Origin of the sequence: Paraburkholderia steynii (genome assembly GCF_900100565.1) — a bacterium.
GTDB classification, from domain to species: domain Bacteria; phylum Pseudomonadota; class Gammaproteobacteria; order Burkholderiales; family Burkholderiaceae; genus Paraburkholderia; species Paraburkholderia terrae.
Window position 1 is genome coordinate 78,543 of sequence record NZ_FNDI01000007.1, and the last position, 20,117, is coordinate 98,659.

The window sequence follows — 20,117 nt, forward strand, 5'->3', positions numbered from 1 at the left end:
TTTTAGCTTGGCCATCGTCGTTTTTCAGCTGACCTTTGGTCCGACGTCAGTGCGCCGATCGGTCGCGCGAAACCTGTCTACTGATTCCATCCGCTCATCATCCGCGCCCGGCGGCCTCATCAGGCTGTCATACCGCGCCCGCATATTCGGTATCATCACGGTCCCACCTTGCAGCCAGACGCGAAAAGCGCGCGACGGCTCGATAGCGCGGACTCGGCACATATGTTGCTGCTTTCAAGGCAAGCGAAAGCAGGAAGGTTGGTGCGACAGGGCTTTACGACCCGACGTCGCAGCGATCCGGCAAATGTGTTTCATCGGCGAGACGCGCGACCGAGGCGCCACCGCTGCAAGGCAGGGGACGATCATGGCAAGGTACGCCGACTCTCTATTCACTCTCCGGTCCGCATTCGCGGGACCAGGTTGTAGCATGGCTCTGAAATCGACAATCTATAAGGCTGACCTCCAGATCGCCGACATGGACCGGCACTACTACGCGGACCATTCGCTGACGATCGCGCTGCACCCGTCGGAAACGAACGAGCGGATGATGGTCCGCGTCGCCGCTTTCGCGCTGTTCGCGCAAGAGCGCCTCGAATTCTGCAAGGGCCTGTCGGACATCGACGAACCCGATCTGTGGGCCAAGGATCTGACAGGCGCCATCGACACGTGGATCGACGTCGGTCAGCCGGACGAACGCCGCATCGCGAAGGCGAGCGGGCGCGCAAATCAAGTGATCGTGATCGCGTATGGCGGCCGGACTTCGGACATCTGGTGGCAAGGCGTGCGCAGCAAGGTCGAACGCCTGCGCAACGTGACCGTCTGGACGCTCGGTGAAAACGTCGCGCCGGCGCTGGCCGCGTTGGCCGAACGGACGATGCGCCTGCAATGCACGGTTCAGGATCACGCGGCGTGGCTAGGCAGCGAAACCGCCGACGCCGTTCCCGTGGAATGGACGGTGCTCAAGGCTGCTGCGAACGCGCGTCCCGCGGCCCACGGTGGCCGCTGACCGGTGGTGATTGCACGCTCTGTGTACCAAAAAATGAGCGTGGCGACTATGGCTTGCCAGCCGGCGGGCCTTTGAGTTCGACCATATTTCCCTCCGGATCGAACAGATACAGCGACGGTCCATAACCATCCGCACCATAACGTTGCGCCTCTTCGCCGATGCGCACGTCATGCGCGGCGAACCATGTCTTCAGCGCGTCGGCGTCGAAGGGTTCGACGCGCAGGCAAACGTGATCCATGTTTCGCCCCGCGCCGGGCGCACCGCTTTCCGGCCGGTCGATCTTTCCGCCAACCTGCAACAGATCGATCAACGAGCGTCCCGCGCGCAACTGGATCAGGCCGATTTCGAGTTGTTCCCTGTCTACCGTGCAGCCGAGCACGTCCTGATAAAAGCGCGTCATCGCGTCGAGGTTAGCAGCGCGGATGACAACGTGATCGATATCGAGAATCTGGAATTTCATGGCGCGGCGTCCCGTCTCTGAGGTTCCGGTGAAGAGCCCAGTGTAGAAGGAATTGCGCGCGAAGATGGCGGCCAGCCAGCCGAGAGATCAAAACGATGAGGCAAAAAAAAAGCCCGCTCGATTGGAGCGGGCTGAATCCATATCAGGAGGAGACATGGAGGAGACAAGAACCACTATACACGCCGACTTGATGCGACGCAATAACTTTTTAAGGGAAAACCCCAACTTTTTTAAGGGGCAGATTCTCCCGATATTTGGGAAAAATGTCCTCGCAGTGCGGCCCAAATGACACAGCAAGAAGCGGAGCGTACTGTGAGAACCTGCCCGCTAAAGTGGTAAGCATCAAAACCGTCCCCGGGGCAAACGATGAACACAGCCACCTCCCAAGCAACGCCCGCCACGTACGCCAACGACGACGAGCGCTGGACAGCCGTCCTGAAACGCGACATGTCCGCCGACGGTGCCTTCTTCTACGGCGTCCGGACGACGGGTGTGTTCTGTCGTCCGTCGTGCGCCTCACGCCTGCCGCGCCGCGAGAATGTCGACTTCTTCGCTTCAACCGACGAAGCGCGCGCCGCCGGCTATCGAGAATGCAAGCGCTGCCAGCCGGGCGGCCTGCCGCGCGAACTAGAAATCGTGAACCGTGCCTGCGCCGCACTCGACGCAGACCCGCAGCAACGCCTCACGCTCGCGCAACTGAGCGACGCAGTGCATGTCAGCCCGTTTCACCTGCAGCGGCTTTTCAAGCGCGTAGTCGGCGTGTCGCCGCGACAATATCAGGCGGCCCATCGCGGCGCGGCATTGCGCGACGCGCTGCAACGGGGCGCGGACGTGACCCGCGCCACCGTCGACGCAGGCTTCGGCTCGCCGTCCCGGATGTACGATACGGCGGCCGCAGAGCTGGGCATGGCGCCGTCCGAATATCGGCGCAAAGGCGCGGGGCTGCGGGTCCGCTACGCGAGCGCGCAGACTTCGCTCGGCCTTGTGCTGATCGCGACGACCGACAAGGGCATCTGCAAGATCGCCTTCGGCGACGATGATGCGTTGCTCGTCGATGATCTGCGCAACGAATTCGCGAGCGCGGAACTGATCGACGATCCGAAACGGCTCGCGCCTTTCATCGAGCAAATCGACGGTTATCTGCACGGCAAGCGACAGCGTTTCGATCTGCCGCTCGATATCGCCGCCACGGCGTTCCAGCAGCGTGTGTGGGAAGCGCTGCGCCGCATTCCGTACGGTGAGACGCGCAGCTATTCGCAAATCGCCGAAGCGGTCGGTTCGCCGCGCGCAGTGCGGGCCGTCGCCAATGCATGCGGATCGAACCCTGTCGCGCTCGCGATACCTTGCCACCGCGTTGTGCACAAGGACGGCGCGCTGGCGGGCTATCGCTGGGGTGTCGCGCGCAAGGCCGTGCTGCTCGATACCGAGACACACCGCGAATCCCGCGATGCCGCCGACGCCACTCATCCCACCGCCGACATGGACCACGCCGCTTGAGCCCCACGCCGACCGCCACACTCGAACTCCCGTTCAAAGCTCCCTATGACTGGCCGCGCGTCCTCCGCTTCTTCGGAGGACGCGCGACGCCGGGCGTCGAAGCCGTCGAAGACGGCGTATGGCGTCGCTCGATCGGCTGGAACGGCGACAGCGGCACGCTCGCCGTCCGCAAGCATGCCCGCAGGCATTGCATCGTCGCGACCATCGACGGCGCCGCGAGCCGTCACGCGGACGGGCTTGCCGCGCCGATCGCGCGCATGTTCGATCTGCACGCGGATCCGAAGGCGATCGGCGCGAGCCTCGCCGGCGATCCGTGGCTCGCACCTCTGGTCGCCGCAACGCCCGGCCTGCGCGTACCCGGCGCGTGGTCCGGGTTCGAGCTCGTCGTGAGGGCCATCGTTGGCCAGCAGGTCAGCGTGAAGGCCGCGACGACGATCATCGGACGGATCGTGCAGCGCGCCGGCGAGCGCATCGACGGCCATCCGCACGAGAGCACCGCGTGGCGTTTCCCGACGCCCGCCGCGCTCGCCGCCGTCGATCTTGCGCAGATCGGCATGCCCGGCAAGCGCATCGCCGCGTTGCAAGGCTTTGCGCGCGCCGTGGCGGACGGAGACGTGCCGATCGACAGCATCGGCAGCGCGTCCTTCGATCTTGCGCAGTTGCGCGCGTCGTTGCTCGCGCTGCCCGGAATCGGTCCCTGGACGGTCGAATACGTCGCGATGCGCGCCTGGCGGGACGCAGACGCGTGGCCAGCGTGGGACCTCGTGCTGATGCAGGCGATCGCAGCGCGCGATCCGGCGCTCGTGCGTCCCAACCAGCAGCGCGCGCGCACCGACGCGTGGCGGCCGTGGCGGGCCTACGCGGCGATGCATCTGTGGAATGAAGTCGCCGATCGGGCGGGCGCCGCACGCGGCGGCTAGCGGCCTTCGCACATATCGGCGAACGTCGTCGATCGACTTCGGCGCCCTGCGCGGCGTACAGTGAGAAGACGCGCAGCAGGCGCCCGAAGCCCGCCTGCAAACGGCGCGGGAGCGGCCTGAGGCAACGCCAAGCAGCCGTTCTGGCGAGATGTTAAAGTGCCCGCTACTGAAAATTCCGCCGAACATGGTCGACCGCGCCGAGCAGCACCGTGCGGCGCACGGCGGCCGACCCTGTTCGACCCGCATCAATGCCAAACACGACATCCTCCCGCACGACCGACGCGCTGCTGCACCGCCTGTCCGTGCTGACATCCGGCCCGCAGCGTGACGCGCTGACGACCGGCTTGCGCGGCATCGAAAAGGAGAGCCTGCGCGTCATATCCGACGGCCATCTCGCGATGACCCCGCATCCACGCGCGCTCGGCTCGGCGCTCACCCATCCTTCGCTGACCACGGACTATTCGGAAGCGCTGCTCGAACTGATCACGTCCGCCGAGCACGACGCGGCGACCACGCTCGAGTGTCTCGACACGCTGCATCGCTTTGTTTATTCGGCCATCGGCGACGAGGTGCTGTGGAACAACTCGATGCCCGGTGTTCTGCCCGAAGACGACGAAATTCCGATCGCGGACTATGGCACGTCGAACATCGGCAAGCTGAAGTACGTCTACCGCGTCGGACTCGCGCTGCGCTACGGACGCACGATGCAATGTATCGCGGGCATCCACTACAACTATTCGTTGAACGAAGAAGTGTGGCGGCTGCTGCATGCCGACCAGAAATCCACGGCCAATGCCGTCGATTTCCAGTCGGACCGCTATCTCGCGCTGATCCGTAATTTCCGCCGCACGAGCTGGCTGCTGATGTATCTGTTCGGCGCGTCGCCGGCGCTCGACAGGCGCTTCTTGCGCGGCCGCGCGAATACGCTCGAAACGTTCGACGCCGACACGCTGTATCGCCCGTACGCAACGAGCCTGCGCATGAGCGATCTCGGTTATTCGAATACGACCGCGCAAGCCGCGCTGCACGCCGACTACGACACGCTGCCTGGCTACCTCGACGCGCTCGCGAAAGCCGTTAGCCAGCCGTATCCGCAGTACGAGGCGATCGGCACGCAGCGCGACGGCGAATGGGTGCAGATCAACACGAACGTGCTGCAGATCGAAAACGAGTTCTACTCGACGATCCGCCCGAAGCGCGTTACGTATCCGGGCGAGCGTCCGTTGCATGCGCTTGGGGCGCGCGGCGTCCAGTATGTCGAAGTGCGCTGCATGGATATCGATCCGTTCGAACCGACGGGTATTTCGCTCGAAGCCGCGCGTTTTCTCGACGCCTACCTGCTCGTGTGCGCACTCGACGACAGCGCGCCGCTGCCGCCGCCGGCCTATACGGAAGCGAATCAGAACTTCGGCCGCGTGACGATGGAAGGGCGCAAGCCCGGCCTCGAGCTGGTGCGCGACGGACAACCCGTCAAGATGCTCGACTGGGCCAATGAACTGCTTGCGAAAATCGATCACGCAGCCGCCGTGCTCGATTCGATTCGCGGCGACGACAGCCACGCGCGCGCGGTCGCGGCGCAACGCGCGAAGCTGGCGGATGCGTCGTTGACGCCGTCGGCTCGCGTGCTGCAGATCATGCGCGACAAGCAGCAGAGCTTCCTCGACTTCGGTCTCGCGCAGAGCGTCGCGCACGCGGAGCATTTCCGCGCGCGTCCGCTGGACGAAGCGCAAACGCAGGAGTTCGCTGCGCTCGCGACACGATCGCTCGCCGAACAGGCCAAGCTGGAGGGCGAGGAAGTCGGTTCATTCGACGCGTTCGTTGCCGCGTATCGCGCTTATACGTTGAACCGCTTCAGCGTTTAGTCTCGTACGCCGTCGCGTACGCGACTCGCATCTGATGAGGGCAGCTGCGTGCTGCCCTTTTTCATGGTGCGCAAGCCGGGGACGGAAATTGCTGCAAGAGATCTTGCGGTGCCCGAAAGTCGCTCTGACTTCATGCGCGCGGTATGAAACGTGTCGGCAACGTCGCGGTCCAACCTGTATAACGCAACGCTTCGCCGCTCCGACATGGGTGAGGGAGGAATCCGGGTTATGAACAAAGGTCTGATAGCCGCGCTTTGGGTCGCGGTTTGCGTGTCAGCCGCCGGCTGCTCGACGCGAGGGCAGGTCAATCCCGATGTGATGCAGATCGCGACCGCGCCGCTGACCTGCGACAGCAAGAGCCAATGCGACGCGTGGTGGCAGCGCGCGCGCACGTGGGTCACGACGCATTCCAGTTACGAGGTCGCCACCGCGACCGATACGCTGATCCAGACAGCGGGGCCGGACGGCGGCAAGCGCGATCTCTCATTCGAAATCACGAAGACACCGAACAACGACGGCACGTCGACGATCGGTTTTGCCGCGCATTGCGACAGCTCGCTTGGATGCAAGCCGAATCCGTGGGAAGCGGGCGCCGACTTCAAGCAGTTCGTGCGCGGCGGCGCGGCGAATGTGGCGACGCCATTGCCATCCGGACAAGCTGGCGGATCGAGTGGTCAATCGGTCTCGTCGCCGACGGGCGAACCCGTTTCACAGTAGGACGAATCAAATCGAAGCAAATTTTTGATTAAGACTTCTCCGATTGGAGTCGAGACCTGCAGCCCCTATCGTCTCGTAACTCTAATTTCTTCTGCGAGAAGTCTCATGTTCTTTCGTATCTTGACGGCGATCGCTTGCGTCGTCGGCATCGCGGGATGCACATCCTATTCCGGGCCTGCCCACAACACCGATGTCGTGACTTTGGCCAACGGTACCCAGGCGTACCGCGTCCAATGTCTCGGTTTGTTTGAAAGCTCCAAGACCTGCATGGCCGAAGTAAAGCGCATTTGCGGCGACAAGCCGGCTATGCGTATTTCGTCGGTTGATCACATCACGTCGGATCTCAAGTCGGAAAACAATCCGCGTGAAATCACGTTCCAATGCGCGACGCCCGTTGTCGAGCAACCCGTCCAGCCGGCGCCTGTCGTCGTAGCGCCTGTCCCGGTTCCCGCTGTGGCGCCCGCTCCTGCTCCTGTCCGTCACGCACCGCAGCGCAAGATCACGTTGCAAGGCGACGCAACGTTCGCTGTCGGCAGCGCAACGCTGACGCCTGTTGCAACAGCGAAGCTCGATGATTTCGTCGCGGCCAACCAGGGTGTCGATATCGAACGTATGACGATCGCCGGCTATACCGATTCGACGGGTTCGGCCGAACTGAACAACCGTCTGTCGGCAGCACGTGCGCGTTCGGTGCAAAGCTATCTGGCAACGGCTGGCCTGCGTGCTTCGAAGTGGGATGTGGAAGGCTACGGTAGCGCATCGCCCGTCGCGCCGAACACGACGGCTATCGGCCGCGCGAAAAACCGCCGCGTCGAGATCCAGGTCGACGGCAAGTAATCTCTCTTGTCGAAGCATCGGGAGCCGCAGCGCTCCCAATCCCGCGGCGGCGTCAATGTCCCATTGACGCCGCCGCGCCCTTTTTGGGCTTCGTAACCCACACGAGACACGCAAGCACCACGAAGCCCGCACACGAGATGCGGAAGAAATCGTTGGTCGCCATCATGTAGCCCTGTTGCGTGACGATTTCGTTCAGTTGCGCCGTCACCGCCTGCCCCTTGAAACCCAGCGTCGTCAGCAGATCGCTATAAGACGTCGTATTCGCCGAATAGGCGCTCACCGATTCCGACAGCACCGCATGGTGATAGATCGCGTCGTTTTCCCAATACGTCGTGCTGATCGCCGTGCCGATTGCGCCTGACAGCGTGCGCAGAAAGTTCGATAACCCCGATGCGCTTGCCAACCGTTCATCGGAAATGCTGGACAGCGTGATCGTCGTCATTGGCACGAAGAAGCAGGCCACGCCGATGCCCTGCACGAGACGCGGGAGAATCACCTGATTGAACGGTGCATCGAGCGTGAACGTCGAGTTCCACAACGACACGAGCGCGAACACCACGAACGCGAAGCTCGCCACGATCCGCAAATTGAGCCGGTGCATGTTGCGCCCGATCATCGGCGACAGCACGAGCGCGAGCAGTCCGACGGGCGCGGTCGCGAGCCCCGCTTTCCCCGCCGTGTAGCCCATCACCGTCTGCAGCCAGAGCGGAAAAATCACAACGGACCCGAAGAACGCCATAAAGCCAAACGAGATGATCAGCGCGCCCAGTGCGAAGTTGCGGTCTTTGAAGAGCGACAGGTCGACGATGGGTTCATTCTCCGTCATCTCCCACACGATCATGAACGCAAGCGACGTCACCGCGATGATCGCGAGCGCGACGATGAACGTCGAACTGAACCAGTCGCGGTCCTTGCCGAGGTCGAGCATCATCTGCAGGCACGACACGCCGATCACCAGCAGTCCAAGGCCGATGCCGTCGATGCGCTGTTTCGACGTCTGCGTTTCGCGTCCGCGCAGCAGAAAGTACGCGCACGCCGCCGAGAAGAGGCCGATCGGTAGATTGATGTAGAAGATCCACGGCCAGGTGTAGTTGTCGGTGATCCAGCCGCCCATCACGGGACCGAAAATCGGCGCGACGATCACGGTCATCGCCCATAAGCCGAGCGCGAGGCCGCGCTTCTCGAGCGGATAGGAGCGCATCAGAATGGTCTGCGAAAGCGGCACCATTGGACCGGAAACCAGCCCCTGAAGCAGACGGAACGCGATCAGCGACTCGAAATTGTGCGCGAAGCCGCAAGCCGCGGACGCGATGGTAAAGAGCAGCACCGACAGCGTGAACAGCCGGACTTCGCCGACCCGCCGCGCGAGCCAGCCCGTCAACGGCACCGCGATCGCCGATGCCACGGAATACGACGAGATCACCCACGTGCCTTCGCTGGTCGCGACGCCGAGGCTGCCCGAGATGGTCGGCACGGCGACGTTCGCGATCGACGTGTCGAGCACTTCCATGAATGTACCGAGCGCGAGTCCGACGGTTAGCAGCGCGAGCCTTCCGCCCGTGAGCGGAGCAGGGGCGGCGGGGCGGGTGGAGGCTGCGCCGCCGTGCAGCGGCAGGTCAGCCGTTGAACCGGTGGAATCGGAAGCCGAAGGCAATGCGGCCATTTGGCGTGTTCTCCTTGTCACGTGAGAAAACTTGACGCGACATGAAAAAGCCCCAAGCTCGACCCCCGGCTTTCATGTCCCGACACTCTCTGCCCAGACAGATAAATCGATAAAACAAAACCGCGCCGAAGCGCGGCTGCCTAGCGATCGTCGGTAGAAACGGACGACCCGCTTTTTTCTTCGCCGGACGCACCGGCCGTCTCGCATCCGACAGCGCCGTTTCCGCCATCGATCCCGTTTGCAATGAAGCGGCTCAACAGATCGATCAGCGTCGCGAGATCCTCGCCCGAAAAACCGCGTAGCTGTTCATTGAGCACGTCCGCGCCAATCTCCGGCAACTGCGATGCCGCGTGCTGACCTTGCGGCGTCAGGCCAAGCTTCACGATGCGCCGGTCCTTGTCGCTACGCGAGCGCGCGATCAGCCCTTTCTTTTCAAGGCGATCGAGCATCCGCGTCATCGATCCGCTGTCGTATGACATGGCTCGCGACAGTTCGAATGGCGTCGTCGCGCGGCCGCACGAAAGCAGCAGGATCACGCCGATCTGCTGGGTCGTCAGCCCGAGATGCGCAACCGCGCGATCCGTGCGCTCGACCAGCACGTTCCGCGCTTTGGTCAGGTAATAACCGAGGCTCGATTCGAGATGAATCGACTCCGGCTGGTAAGGACCGTCCGTCATGAATGCTCTTTTGGAAGCTGCGCGCGGGCGCGACAAACGCGAATGTCCCGGATTGTATCTGCCCAGGCAGTGAAGTCAATCGTGCGTACTAACCGCGTCAAGACACAGCCGAAAAACAACGAAAGACCATGTTGCAATGCACACTATCTTGAAAATTGATTGCATGGTCAATATTATTACAGGCAACGAGTTACGCGACCCGCGTCCATCGGAGACCATGTTCTGACCGCACTTGCGTGCGCCTTCTTTTACCGGCGCACAGAGGATTCCCGCGATGCTGTACCTGAAAAACACCCTCGGCGGCTTGAGCCGCTCACTGACCGATTCTGCGCTGCAAACATTTCAAGGAGCCAACCGCTGGTGGAAAGTGGCTCTGTACGCGGTGATCTTCGTCCTTCCTGGCGGATCGATCGGGGTGCTGCTTTTCGCGTGGTTCGAACACCGGCGCACCCGTAGCGCCAAAACGCGGGCCGCCAAGCCGGCTACGTTGCTCGCTTCCCCGCTCAAGGCCCGCTCGACGGGCAACCATCAGTCGATCGCTCCCGCAGCCACGGTTTGCCAGGCGCGCCCCGATGCGCCGCCGTGCCGTGCCGCCGCGGGCAAGCAGGCGCGGCAAACCACCGCCGATCCGCGCGTCTAAGCGTCTCGCGCATCGCTCTGGGATAAAGGCCGCCGTAGGGCGGCCTTTGCTTTTTCAGCCTGCAGCATGCACTCACGCAAATAGCGCCGTAACAGCGCGTAACCGTCGCCTCACCGTCGGTAACACACACGGGGCGCGGGCGGCATTACTCTTTCGATTTCATTGCCGGGCAATGCGTGCGCTACCATTCGAGCCATCGCGAGCACGCGCCGTCCATCGCGCGGGGAGCCGCTCCGCATTTCGCCTCGGCGCATGGCGCCTTCCGAATCGACAGGAATTCATTTGCATGCAGTTTGATCGAACTTCGCGCGCACGCGCCTCGGTCGCGAACGTCGCGGGGCAACGCGTCCTGAACATCGCCGTTTGCGCCGCGCTGGCGTTCGCGCTGGCCGGCTGCGCCGTCGGTCCTGATTACAAGCGGCCGTCGGTCGACATTCCGGCCTCGTACAAGGAAGCCGCCGACGGCTGGAAAGTCGCGCAGCCCGCCGACCAGCAAGACCGCGGCGCGTGGTGGGTCATCTACAACGATCCGCAGCTGAGCGCGCTCGAAGACAAGCTCAACGCGTCGAACCAGACCGTCGCGCAATTCGCCGCCGCCTACCGGCAGGCACGCGCGCTGGTTGGCGAGGCGCGCGCGGCGTACTTCCCGGTGATCAGCGCAGGGGCGAGCGCGTCGCGCTCGCGTACGCCGAGCCGCAGCTTCAGTGGCTCGGTAACGGGCGGAGGCGGCGGCACGACGTCGTCGCTCAGCAGTTCGGGCACGATCAGCAACAGCTACAGCCTGTCGCTCGACGCCACCTGGGAACCCGACCTCTGGGGCAAGGTTAGCCGCACCGTCGCGAGCCAGCAGGCGGGCCAGCAGGCCGCCGCCGCCGATCTGGCGAACGCACGCCTGTCCGCGCAGGCAACGCTCGCGCAAACCTACTTCAACATCCGTTCGCTCGACGCGCAACAAAAGCTGCTCGACGATACCGTCGCCGCCTATCAGCGCTCGCTGACGCTCACGCAGAACCGCTACGCGCAGGGCGTCGCCGCCCGCTCGGATGTGATTCAGGCGCAAACGCAGCTGCAATCGGCGCAGGCTGCCGCCATCGACAACGGCGTCGCGCGCGCGCAAAACGAGCACGCGATCGCCGTGCTAGTCGGCGAACCGGCTTCCGCATTCTCGCTGCCGCCCGCGCCGCTCGATGCCGTGCCGCCCGCCACGCCCGCGCAACTGCCGTCGGCGTTGCTCGAACGGCGCCCGGATATCGCATCGGCCGAGCGCAAGGCAGCGGCGGCGAACGAGCAGATCGGCGTCGCGATTTCAGCGTTCTTCCCAACGCTGACGCTGTCGGCCAGCGGCGGCTTCGAAAGCTCGGTGTTCTCGCAGCTGCTGCAAATGCCGTCGCGCTTCTGGACGCTTGGGCCCTCGCTCGCCCAGACTATCTTCGACGCGGGTCTCCGCAAGGCGCAGACGGACGCCGCGCGCGCCGCCTACGACCAGGACGTCGCCACCTACCGGCTGGCGGTGCTGACAGCGTTCCAGGACGTCGAGGACAACCTTGCCTCGCTGCGCATCCTCGAGCAGGAAGTCACGGTGCAAGAGCAGGCCGTCCAGTCCGCGCAGCAGGCGCTCGAGATTGTCACGAACCAGTACAAATCGGGCACCGTCGACTATCTGAACGTGCTGACGGCGCAGACCACCGCGTTCACCGCCGAGCAGAAGCTGGCGAGCATCGCGGGGCAGCGGATGGTGTCGTCGGTCGGTCTCGTCAAGGCGCTCGGCGGCGGCTGGGAAGTCGATCAGATGAATCGCGAAACGGGCGATGTCGCAGCGCCTGCGCCCGCGTCCGCGCCTGCCGCGCCCGTCGCAAAAACGTCCACCTCAGCGGGCTAAACGGCGAACGCACCAACGCAAACGGCCGCCATGCGCAAACATGGCGGCCGTTGTGTTTTCTGCGGGCAGGAAGCGAAAAGGTCAGTGGACGAACGTCAGCGCGACCTGTCCGGGTCCAGTCGGGCGTCCGAGCAGATTCAGAAGACCGGCGAGATTGTCGACGGAGTCGGGTGTCGTGCTCGCCGTGCCCATGAACGACGTCGAGGCCTCGCTGAGCGTGCCGTGACCGTTCAGCAGCAGCGGCCCTTTCGTCGTCGACAGATCGAGCGTGCCCGATCCACCCTGCGCCTGAAACACCACGCGATACGACCCGAGCGGCTTCACGCGCGACACGCGCGAGCTCATGTCGTTCAGCGTCACGATCAACTGACCGAATGCCTGGCGATTGAAGCTGCGCCAGTCGGTCCACGTCAGCCGCACGTCGCCTTGCAGATCGAGCGTGTTGAACGGCGCACCGAGGCCCGCGAGCAACGCCGCAGGCACGGCGATGGTGCCGCCCGACAGCGTCGCGCTGCGCAGCGTTGCATCGACCGTGACGGGGTCGGGCATCGCCTGGCTTTGCAGCATCTGCATCCGTACGCGACCCGTGAACAGCGGCCAGAACGACGTCCGCCATTCGATGCGCCCCGGCAGCAGCGTCGCGCTTTCTGCGCCCGGCCCGGCGGCAAGCATCAGCGACGCCGAGCCGTGCCACAGCGAACCCGATGGTTCGACGAGATTGACATGCCCTTGCGTGGCCTTCGCGAACTGCGGCGTGACCCAGGCGGCGGGCGCCATCACGAGCAACACCACGACGTTCGCGATCAGCGCGACGGCGATCCAGGGCAGCGCGGCGCGCAATCGCCGCATCCAGAAACTCATGCGGGACCCCGTGGCTGCGCCGTCATTTGATCGTTGCCGGTTGCAGCGATGCCGTCAGATCGACCTGGCCGTCCTGCTTCAACCCCGTGACATGCGCCTCGGACACCTGCACCTTGAACTGCTTGCGCGCGTCGTCGAGCCACTCGGTCCACGCGGGAAACGAAGCGTTCTTCAACTGGATCTGCACCGCGTTGCCGAGCACCTGTACCTGCGTCGGTGCGAGGCCGTGGTCGCTCAGCGACGCCGTCAGCGCATCTTTCAGCGCGCCGCCCGTCGGCGCCACACCCTGCGCCGCCGCCGACAGCGCGCGCGCCTCGTTCGCCTGCGCGGTCATCTGCGAAAGCTGGCGCTGCAGGCCCGGGATCGATTCGCGCAGCCGCGCGCGCCCTTCCTGCGCGGGCGCCCACAGCACCGACCAGATGATGACGACGGCCAGCACCGCGCCACCCCATGTCAAAAGCGCCTTTTCGCGCGGCGTGCGGGCATCCCAGAATCCGGCCCACGTGTTCAACAGTTCTGCTTTCATTGTCCGTTCCTGATCGTCCACTTGCCGGTGTTGCTGTCGATCGCGCCCGTCAGGCCATTGCGCGTCAGGCGTTGCTGGAAGTCGGGATCGACCTTGACCTCGGGTTTGAACGTCACGTCGACGCGCCGGTCGTGGTAGTCCAACGCGGCAAGGCCGTTGACGGGAATCGGCCCGAGCGAACGCGCGAGTCCATCCGACAAGGAAAGGAAATCGTCCGGCGACAGTTCACCCGCCGCGACGCGCAATTGCTGCAACTGACGCGCCATCTGATCAGGCGCGTCGAGCACGACCGTCGTCTTCGGAAAGGTGTTGAGCAGGAGCTCGGTCATCTGCGTGCTGATCGCATCGCGCTGGCGCGACAGCATCAGCCATTGCACATTCGCGCCGATGATCGCGACGAGCACCGTGCCCACCAGCAGCCACAGCGGCAAACGCAGGCGGCGCAGCGTCGCGCGATCGAGACGCCACGGCTGCACGGCAAACTCGAATTGCGCGAGATCGAAGCGGCACTGAATCGCGTTGCGCGCGAGCGTTTCGAACGACAGCGGTAGCGCGCCCGAGATCGGCGTGTGACGTCCCGATTGCGCCACCGACGCCAGGCGCGGCTCGCTACCAGGCAAATCGACGAGCGTGTACAACGTGACGGGCGCATGGCCCGCGAGCGCCGCCACCGTCGAGCCGACGGCCGATTCCGGCACGGCCAGCCCTTCGCCGAGCGGACCGCGCACGAGCGCAAGCTCGACGCGCGGCGGTGCGGCATCGACGGCACCTTCGCCGAGCACGGCGGCCGTCGACGGCACGACGTGGCCCAGCACCGCCGCAACGACGGGCGTGAGGCCCGCGACGACAGGCTCGACGTGCAACAGCGCAGAATCGGCGCCAGCGGCAACGGCTTCTTCCGCACGCGCTTCAGCCGCCATCGCAGCGGCGACGGGCTGCGGCAGACAACGCGTAACAGGCACCGCCTTCAGATTGCGATGACCCGCCGCCGCAAACGTCTCGACGATATAACGGAACCAGCCGCGATCGACGATCGCGAGCACATGGCGATTGCCGTCGAGCGGCTGCGGATCGAGCGCGATGTGCGTGGTCTGCGCGTCCTGGATCAGCTGATCTTCGACGACGTTCGGCAGCGCCTGACGCAAGCGCGGTCCTTTCAGCGGCGGCACGGCCGTAGCGAGCATCAGGCAGTCGCGCGCGGCGAGCATCAGCACGGTCGCGCTTGCGCGCGGCAGCAGGCCGGGCGCCGAGCGGCCGGCGCGCTGGGTGCGCCCCGATTTGTCGAGCAGCAGAAACGGCAGCTCCGGCAGTTGCCATTCCTGCGACGGCACCGCCGGATCACGCGGCGGCAGAAGAACGATCAGCGTGCTCAAAGGCCACTCTCTCGAGAAATTGCGTTGTTCATAGTTGGTCTCGTCCCCATACGATACGCGTCGTATGCGTCAGCGCGTCGCGATAGACGAGGGTGGTGCGATCGACTTCGGCGCGCTCGTGCTCGACGCGTCCGTGGATCAGGAAGTAGCTGGTGTTCACGTCGAGCTGGTTCGGATCGAACACGAGTTGCTGGACGCCTGCGCCGCGCAACGCGAGCTGCACATCGCCAACGTTGTGGAAGAACACCGTCTCGCGCCGCGCGACGAACGCCTGCGCATTCGACAGATTCATCCCCGGCACGACAGCCGCGACCACTTCGGCGGGCGCCGTGTTCATGTTGACGGGCGTGGTCGTCGGCAGCACGGTCACGAACGGGCGCAGCCGCGCGATCATCTCCGGCGTGAAGCCGGGCACGTCGAGCAGCGAGTCGACGCCCGTCATCTGAAGCGGCGCGACGGGCGCGTTTTCATCGGCGTCTTCCAGACCGGGCTGATCGGTGTAGTTGCCGCCGCCAGTCGCGCCGCCTTGCATCTGCGTGGGATCGAGAGTTGTGGGATTGGCCACCGTCTGGAAGCGTGTCGCCGATTGCCGCAGTCCCGCACGCAATTGCAGCGCCGTGTTCTTCGCCAGTTGGCTGTTGATGCCGAGCAGCTGCAACAAACGCTGGAACGACTGAACCTGCTGGATGTTCAGCGTCAGTGCGCCCGGAACCGCCGTCGAAACAAGATTGCGCAGATTGAATTTGGCCTGCGCATCTTCGATCGAACCAGAGATATAGGTCGCCCCGCCTTCCTGTGCGCGCACCTCGCCGATCTGCCCGAGAAAATCGGACAGGCGCGTGCGCGCAATCGGCACGCCCCAGACGCCGCCAAGATAGGTGATTCCCGCCGACGTATCGCCTTCGGAACGAAGAATGAGGCGCGTCCAGTCGAGCGCGCCGCGCGACACCCACTGCGCCTGCGCCAGCAGCCGTTGATTCTCGATGCGTCGGATCTGCACCTGTTCCCGCCAGAGCATGCCGGAAACAAGAATCGCAGACAGCGCGACCACCAGCAGCGCGCTAATGATGGCAACGCCGCGTTGAGCCGCAGGTTTCGAACGGGCAGGGCGAAAGCGCTTGATCAAAACTCACTCCCCAACGAGAAAAACCCGGGTAACGGGCCGCGCGAGCGAACTCGCGCCGATGCTCACTTCGAGCCCCGTCACCGACCTTGGCAACGGCGCATTGCCGAGCTGAGGCACTTTCAGATTGTTGTCGTTCTCCGTAATCGCCGACTGCACGTCTTTCATCTGCGTCGTCCAGCCGACTTTCGGCACATACAGGCGCGCGGTAATCGCGCCGATACCGCCGATCAGCGGCACGGAGTTCCAGTTCTCGTTCTCCGAACCGCCGAGCGCGCGCCGCACTTCGCCGATGTTCGCCAACGGCGGCGACGCATAGCGCAGAATCCGTCCTTCCGTGATCCGATACCGTACAACTACCAGCCGGGGCGGCGCACCCGGCGCACGCATGTACCGCACGATCTGCAGCGCATTGCCGTTCACCGCGACGGCCGGTTCGCCCGCTTCGTCATCGGATGCGGCGTTGCGCACGTCGATGCGCATCTGATCGAAAAACTGCGCGAACACGCGCTCGTCTTCCATCGCGTTGGTTATCGTCTGCCGTCCGCGGATGATCTGATCCAGCCCGCGCCACGACAGCACCGCGATCACCGCCAGAATCGCGATGGCGACAAGCAGCTCGATCAGCGTGAAGCCGCCCGCTGTCTTCCTGAGCAGCGGCGAACGTCGAACGCGCGGCACGTCGTGCTCAGAGCGAGCGATTCGTTTCATTCGCGATCACCGTCACCATCTGCGCGAGGTTGCCCGAGTGACCGGGCGACGTCACCGAAACCTCGACGCGTCGAAACACCGGGTTCGGCGTCGCGCTTACGTTTTCCGTGCAAATCAGTTGCAGGTTGCCCTGCGAGCAGTCGAAGCTCTGCGAGCCGACTTCGGGCCACGCGTGCGCCAGATGCAGCTGGGCGAGCGCGTTGTCCGCGCTCCAACCCGCCAGCAGCCGGCGATGCAGATCGGCCTCGCCCGTCGCCAGACTGCCGACCGCGCGCAGCGAAGCGGCCAGCGCGACCGCGATGATCGCCAGCGCGACCAGCACTTCGATCATCGTGAAGCCTCCCGCCCGCTTGCGATTCTGGTTATCCACAGCGCCGCGCACGCGGCGAAGACGAAGCGCGAACTGCATCAGCGCACCTCGTACCGGCCGTTGCCCGTGCCGATGATCGTCACGCGCCCCACGGCGGAAAAGAGTGTCACCTGCACGGGCGTATCGATGCTCTCGGTGCCGAACACGATGCGATCCGAATGCGTGTCGGAACCGGGATACTCGATCGTCACGCCCGTCACGCCGCCTTCCCAGCGGCGCGGCCCGAGCAGATCGTCGCGCAATGGACGCCAGCCATCGTTGGTGTGGACATCGAAACGAAAGCCGCCATCCAGCGGCAGCCACGAAATAGGGCGGGCGCGCACCTGCGCTTCGTCGCCCGCCGATTCGAACAGCAGCGCGAGGCGCTGCGCTTCCTCGTTCAGATCCGTGCGCGGATTGCGCGTCAGCGTCAGCGATGCGAGCGACACCAGCAGGCCCGCGATCACCAGCACGACCAGCATTTCGAGCAGCGTGAAGCCGCGCTGGCGCTCGCGTGCCGCCGAGGGTATTGCATGCCGCTTCATGCAGCCACGCGCGTCGTCGACGCGGGCGGCCTCACGAAGAGCGCGCGGCATGCAGTGGTGCAATCGCATGGTGCCGGTAACGATCGATATCGATTCAATCAGCGTGATGAGCTTATTGCCACGAGCCGACGTCGGCATCGTTGCCTTCGCCGCCCGCCTTGCCGTCCGCGCCGTAGCTGAACACGTCGATCTCGCCATGCACACCCGGGTTCAGATACTGGTACGAGTTGCCCCACGGGTCGTTAGGCAGACGCTCGAGATAGCCGCCGTCCTTCCAGTTGTTCGGCGCGGGGTCCGTCGACGGTTTTTCAATCAGCGCGCGCAGGCCTTGTTCCTGCGTCGGATAGCGGCCGTTGTCGAGACGATAGAGCTTCAGCGACTGCATGATGGTGCCGATGTCCTGCTTGGCGGCCACGCGGCGCGCTTCGTCCGGACGGCTCATGATCTTCGGCACGATCAGCGCAGCCAGAATGCCGAGGATCGCGATCACGACCATGATTTCGATCAGCGTGAACCCGCGTTGACGGCGGGTGCGCTCGCCCGCGCGCATGACCGCGATCTCGTTGCGGCGACTGGTCCACATTTGCATAGCTTGCTACCTCGTTTGAATGAAGGGTCGATCGATCAGACGTCATGCAATGCATTGAGAATGCAGCACTCTGCACGTCCGGTCGGTCATTTTAATGTCATGCAGTTGAAGGGTTCCGAACTGCCGTCCGGCGTACCGCAAAATTCACAATAGTCCGTACAATCACACACATGAACGCACTCCAGATCCGCCTGATCTCGCTCGCTGTCTTCGCCGTGTTCTGCGCGACGCTCACTTACTGGGTCGTCACGCTCACGTCGCATTCCGGCGCGCCCGTGCCCGCTGCCGCCGTGCGCGCGCCCGTTTCGACGGATCAGGCCGCGACGCTGTTCGGCGGCCAGCTCACGCGCACCGCGAACCAGGACATCCATCTGTTCGGCATCCTCGCGTTGAGCCACGGCGCCGCCGCGATCATCAGCACGGGCGGCGAACCGCCGCACGCCGTATCGCTGGGCAGCACGTTCATGCAAGGCACCAAGCTCGCCGAAGTGCGCGCCCGCTCGATCATCATCGACCGCAACGGCTCCCACTCCGAAGTCTTCCTTCCCGCCAACCCGCCTGGCCCGACCATCTACGTGCGCTGATGTCATTCTCTGCCGGGTCGACGCAACCTGAAAGCTTCGGTCCGGCTTGCAAGTCTTTCGGACGCTAACGCGCCGTCACTGCACCAGGTTGTTCAACTCGATGATCGGCAGCATCACCGCGAGCACGATCACCAGCACCACGCCGCCCATCGCCAGGATCAGCAGCGGTTCCAGCAGACTCGTCAGGAACATCGTGCGCCGTTCGAGTTCGCGCGCTTCGCCTTCGGCCGCGCGGTCCAGCATCGTCGTCACGTCGCCCGTCGCTTCGCCCGAACGGATCAGGTGTACGAGCACGGGCGGAAACGTCTTCGTATTGCCGAGCGCTCGCGACAGCGACGTACCTTCGCGCACGCGCACGATTGCATCGTCGATGTTGTTGCGCATCGCCTTGTTGCTAAGCGTTTCGCTCGCGGCCTGCAGCGCGCGCAGAATCGGCACGCCCGCCGCCGTCAGAATGCCGAGCGTGCTCGCGAAGCGCACCGTGTTGTAGCCGCGCACGAGCTTGCCGAAGAGGGGCGCCGTCAAAACCCAGCGATCGAACGCGAGACGGGGCCCTGGTTGCGCGAGTATCGCGCGCACCACGTACACGACGATCACCAATGCGATCAGCACCGCCCACCACCAGTTACGCACGAAGCCGGAGAGCGCCATCATCATCACGGTGAGGATCGGCAACTGCTGCTTCGTGCTCGCAAACACATTGACGACCTGCGGCACGACATAGCTCAACAGGAACGTGACGATACCGAACGCGATGATCGTCACGATGGTCGGATACGTGAACGCGAGCACGATCTTCTGCTTGAGCGCGTTGCGCTGCTCGATGTAATCAGCGAGGCGCGACAGCACGAGTCCGAGCTTGCCCGTGTGTTCGCCCGCTGCGACGAGTGCGCGGTAAATCTCGGGAAAATCTTTCGGATGCTGCGACAGCGCGTTCGCCAGCGAATGACCGCCCAGCACTTCCGCGCGGATCGCGGCCATCAGTTCGCGGATGTAATCGCGCTCCGACTGCTCGGTGAGCACCGAAAGCGCTTCATCGAGCGGCAGACCGGCGATCAGCAGACTCGCGAGTTGCCGCGTGAGAATCGCCTGCTCGCGCTGGGAGAGCTTGCGCCCCAACGACAGCCGCTGAGTGCGCTCGCCGCGCGTGCGAGTGGCCGCCGGTTCGACGACGAGCGGCGTGAGACCTTGCGTGCGCAACTGCGTGCGTGCGCCACGCGCGCTGTCGGCATCGAGCACGCCTTTTTGCGCCTTGCCGGCGGCGTCGATCGCTTCGAAACGGAATGCGGGCATGCGCT

Annotated in this window: 21 protein-coding genes; 9 read left to right on the forward strand and 12 right to left on the reverse strand. The window is 64.3% G+C overall.

The genetic code is table 11. From position 1 onward, the window contains the following. Positions 1-427 precede the first annotated feature (427 nt). Complete coding sequence (locus BLT65_RS14650) at positions 428-1,006, forward strand: YaeQ family protein (protein WP_091778690.1); 579 nt, start codon at positions 428-430, stop codon at positions 1,004-1,006. 46 nt (positions 1,007-1,052) lie between these two features. On the opposite strand, the gene BLT65_RS14655 is transcribed toward BLT65_RS14650, so the two are convergent. Continuing rightward, positions 1,053-1,466 carry a VOC family protein gene (locus tag BLT65_RS14655; protein ID WP_042305057.1) on the reverse strand — a complete coding sequence of 138 codons (414 nt, stop codon included), beginning with the start codon at positions 1,464-1,466 and terminating at the stop codon, positions 1,053-1,055. Between the two features lie 366 nt (positions 1,467-1,832). Between BLT65_RS14655 and ada the strand changes: the two genes are divergently transcribed. The 5 genes from ada to BLT65_RS14685 all read left to right on the forward strand — a co-directional run bounded on the left by ada (position 1,833) and on the right by BLT65_RS14685 (position 7,299). After that, positions 1,833-2,963 carry a bifunctional DNA-binding transcriptional regulator/O6-methylguanine-DNA methyltransferase Ada gene (gene ada, locus BLT65_RS14665; protein ID WP_091778694.1) on the forward strand — a complete coding sequence of 377 codons (1,131 nt, stop codon included), beginning with the start codon at positions 1,833-1,835 and terminating at the stop codon, positions 2,961-2,963. Then, positions 2,960-3,883 carry a DNA-3-methyladenine glycosylase family protein gene (locus tag BLT65_RS14670; protein ID WP_091778696.1) on the forward strand — a complete coding sequence of 308 codons (924 nt, stop codon included), beginning with the start codon at positions 2,960-2,962 and terminating at the stop codon, positions 3,881-3,883. Before ada ends, BLT65_RS14670 begins: the two co-directional genes overlap by 4 nt. Before the next feature lie 248 nt (positions 3,884-4,131). Beyond that, positions 4,132-5,745, forward strand: coding sequence for a glutamate--cysteine ligase (gene gshA / locus BLT65_RS14675; RefSeq protein ID WP_091778697.1), 1,614 nt, complete (start codon positions 4,132-4,134; stop codon positions 5,743-5,745). Between the two features lie 228 nt (positions 5,746-5,973). Then, complete coding sequence (locus BLT65_RS14680; RefSeq protein ID WP_091778699.1) at positions 5,974-6,462, forward strand: hypothetical protein; 489 nt, start codon at positions 5,974-5,976, stop codon at positions 6,460-6,462. A gap of 267 nt (positions 6,463-6,729) precedes the next feature. Further along, complete coding sequence (locus tag BLT65_RS14685; RefSeq protein WP_244186502.1) at positions 6,730-7,299, forward strand: OmpA family protein; 570 nt, start codon at positions 6,730-6,732, stop codon at positions 7,297-7,299. A 52-nt stretch (positions 7,300-7,351) separates the two neighbouring features. Here the strand turns inward: BLT65_RS14685 and BLT65_RS14690 are convergent, their stop codons facing one another. Together BLT65_RS14690 and BLT65_RS14695 are read right to left on the reverse strand one after the other, a co-directional pair. Further along, a complete protein-coding gene (locus tag BLT65_RS14690; RefSeq protein ID WP_244186503.1) occupies positions 7,352-8,962 on the reverse strand; it encodes a DHA2 family efflux MFS transporter permease subunit in 1,611 nt (536 codons plus the stop codon). A gap of 140 nt (positions 8,963-9,102) precedes the next feature. After that, the gene (locus BLT65_RS14695) at positions 9,103-9,639 is read right to left on the reverse strand and encodes a MarR family winged helix-turn-helix transcriptional regulator (protein WP_091778702.1); all 537 of its coding nucleotides are present in this window, start codon (positions 9,637-9,639) and stop codon (positions 9,103-9,105) included. A 274-nt stretch (positions 9,640-9,913) separates the two neighbouring features. Between BLT65_RS14695 and BLT65_RS14700 the strand changes: the two genes are divergently transcribed. Continuing rightward, a complete protein-coding gene (locus BLT65_RS14700; protein ID WP_091778704.1) occupies positions 9,914-10,279 on the forward strand; it encodes a hypothetical protein in 366 nt (121 codons plus the stop codon). A 286-nt stretch (positions 10,280-10,565) separates the two neighbouring features. Further along, positions 10,566-12,158: an efflux transporter outer membrane subunit gene (locus BLT65_RS14705; protein WP_091778706.1), complete on the forward strand. Its 1,593-nt coding sequence runs from the start codon at positions 10,566-10,568 to the stop codon at positions 12,156-12,158. An 81-nt stretch (positions 12,159-12,239) separates the two neighbouring features. On the opposite strand, the gene BLT65_RS14710 is transcribed toward BLT65_RS14705, so the two are convergent. The 8 genes from BLT65_RS14710 to gspG all read right to left on the reverse strand — a co-directional run bounded on the left by BLT65_RS14710 (position 12,240) and on the right by gspG (position 18,235). Beyond that, complete coding sequence (locus BLT65_RS14710; protein ID WP_042305066.1) at positions 12,240-13,019, reverse strand: type II secretion system protein N; 780 nt, start codon at positions 13,017-13,019, stop codon at positions 12,240-12,242. A 22-nt stretch (positions 13,020-13,041) separates the two neighbouring features. Beyond that, positions 13,042-13,545, reverse strand: a complete 504-nt coding sequence (locus BLT65_RS14715) for a type II secretion system protein M (protein WP_042305067.1) — start codon at positions 13,543-13,545, stop codon at positions 13,042-13,044. Continuing rightward, the gene (gspL, locus tag BLT65_RS14720) at positions 13,542-14,918 is read right to left on the reverse strand and encodes a type II secretion system protein GspL (protein WP_042305068.1); all 1,377 of its coding nucleotides are present in this window, start codon (positions 14,916-14,918) and stop codon (positions 13,542-13,544) included. Before gspL ends, BLT65_RS14715 begins: the two co-directional genes overlap by 4 nt. A gap of 28 nt (positions 14,919-14,946) precedes the next feature. After that, entirely contained in the window at positions 14,947-16,044 is a 1,098-nt protein-coding gene (gene gspK / locus BLT65_RS14725) for a type II secretion system minor pseudopilin GspK (protein ID WP_091778708.1), read from the reverse strand. 3 nt (positions 16,045-16,047) lie between these two features. Next, the gene (locus BLT65_RS14730) at positions 16,048-16,752 is read right to left on the reverse strand and encodes a PulJ/GspJ family protein (RefSeq protein ID WP_091778709.1); all 705 of its coding nucleotides are present in this window, start codon (positions 16,750-16,752) and stop codon (positions 16,048-16,050) included. Beyond that, a complete protein-coding gene (gene gspI, locus BLT65_RS14735) occupies positions 16,730-17,161 on the reverse strand; it encodes a type II secretion system minor pseudopilin GspI (RefSeq protein ID WP_208545770.1) in 432 nt (143 codons plus the stop codon). The genes BLT65_RS14730 and gspI overlap by 23 nt, the downstream gene beginning before the upstream one ends. Next, complete coding sequence (locus BLT65_RS14740; RefSeq protein WP_229513494.1) at positions 17,161-17,646, reverse strand: GspH/FimT family pseudopilin; 486 nt, start codon at positions 17,644-17,646, stop codon at positions 17,161-17,163. The genes gspI and BLT65_RS14740 overlap by 1 nt, the downstream gene beginning before the upstream one ends. A gap of 112 nt (positions 17,647-17,758) precedes the next feature. Further along, positions 17,759-18,235, reverse strand: a complete 477-nt coding sequence (gene gspG / locus BLT65_RS14745) for a type II secretion system major pseudopilin GspG (protein ID WP_091778713.1) — start codon at positions 18,233-18,235, stop codon at positions 17,759-17,761. A 170-nt stretch (positions 18,236-18,405) separates the two neighbouring features. Between gspG and BLT65_RS14750 the strand changes: the two genes are divergently transcribed. Continuing rightward, positions 18,406-18,819, forward strand: coding sequence for a type II secretion system protein N (locus tag BLT65_RS14750; protein ID WP_091778715.1), 414 nt, complete (start codon positions 18,406-18,408; stop codon positions 18,817-18,819). A 75-nt stretch (positions 18,820-18,894) separates the two neighbouring features. Here BLT65_RS14750 and gspF read toward each other — a convergent pair whose 3' ends face one another. Then, positions 18,895-20,112, reverse strand: a complete 1,218-nt coding sequence (gene gspF, locus BLT65_RS14755) for a type II secretion system inner membrane protein GspF (protein ID WP_007735158.1) — start codon at positions 20,110-20,112, stop codon at positions 18,895-18,897. Between the last annotated feature and the right edge of the window lie 5 nt (positions 20,113-20,117).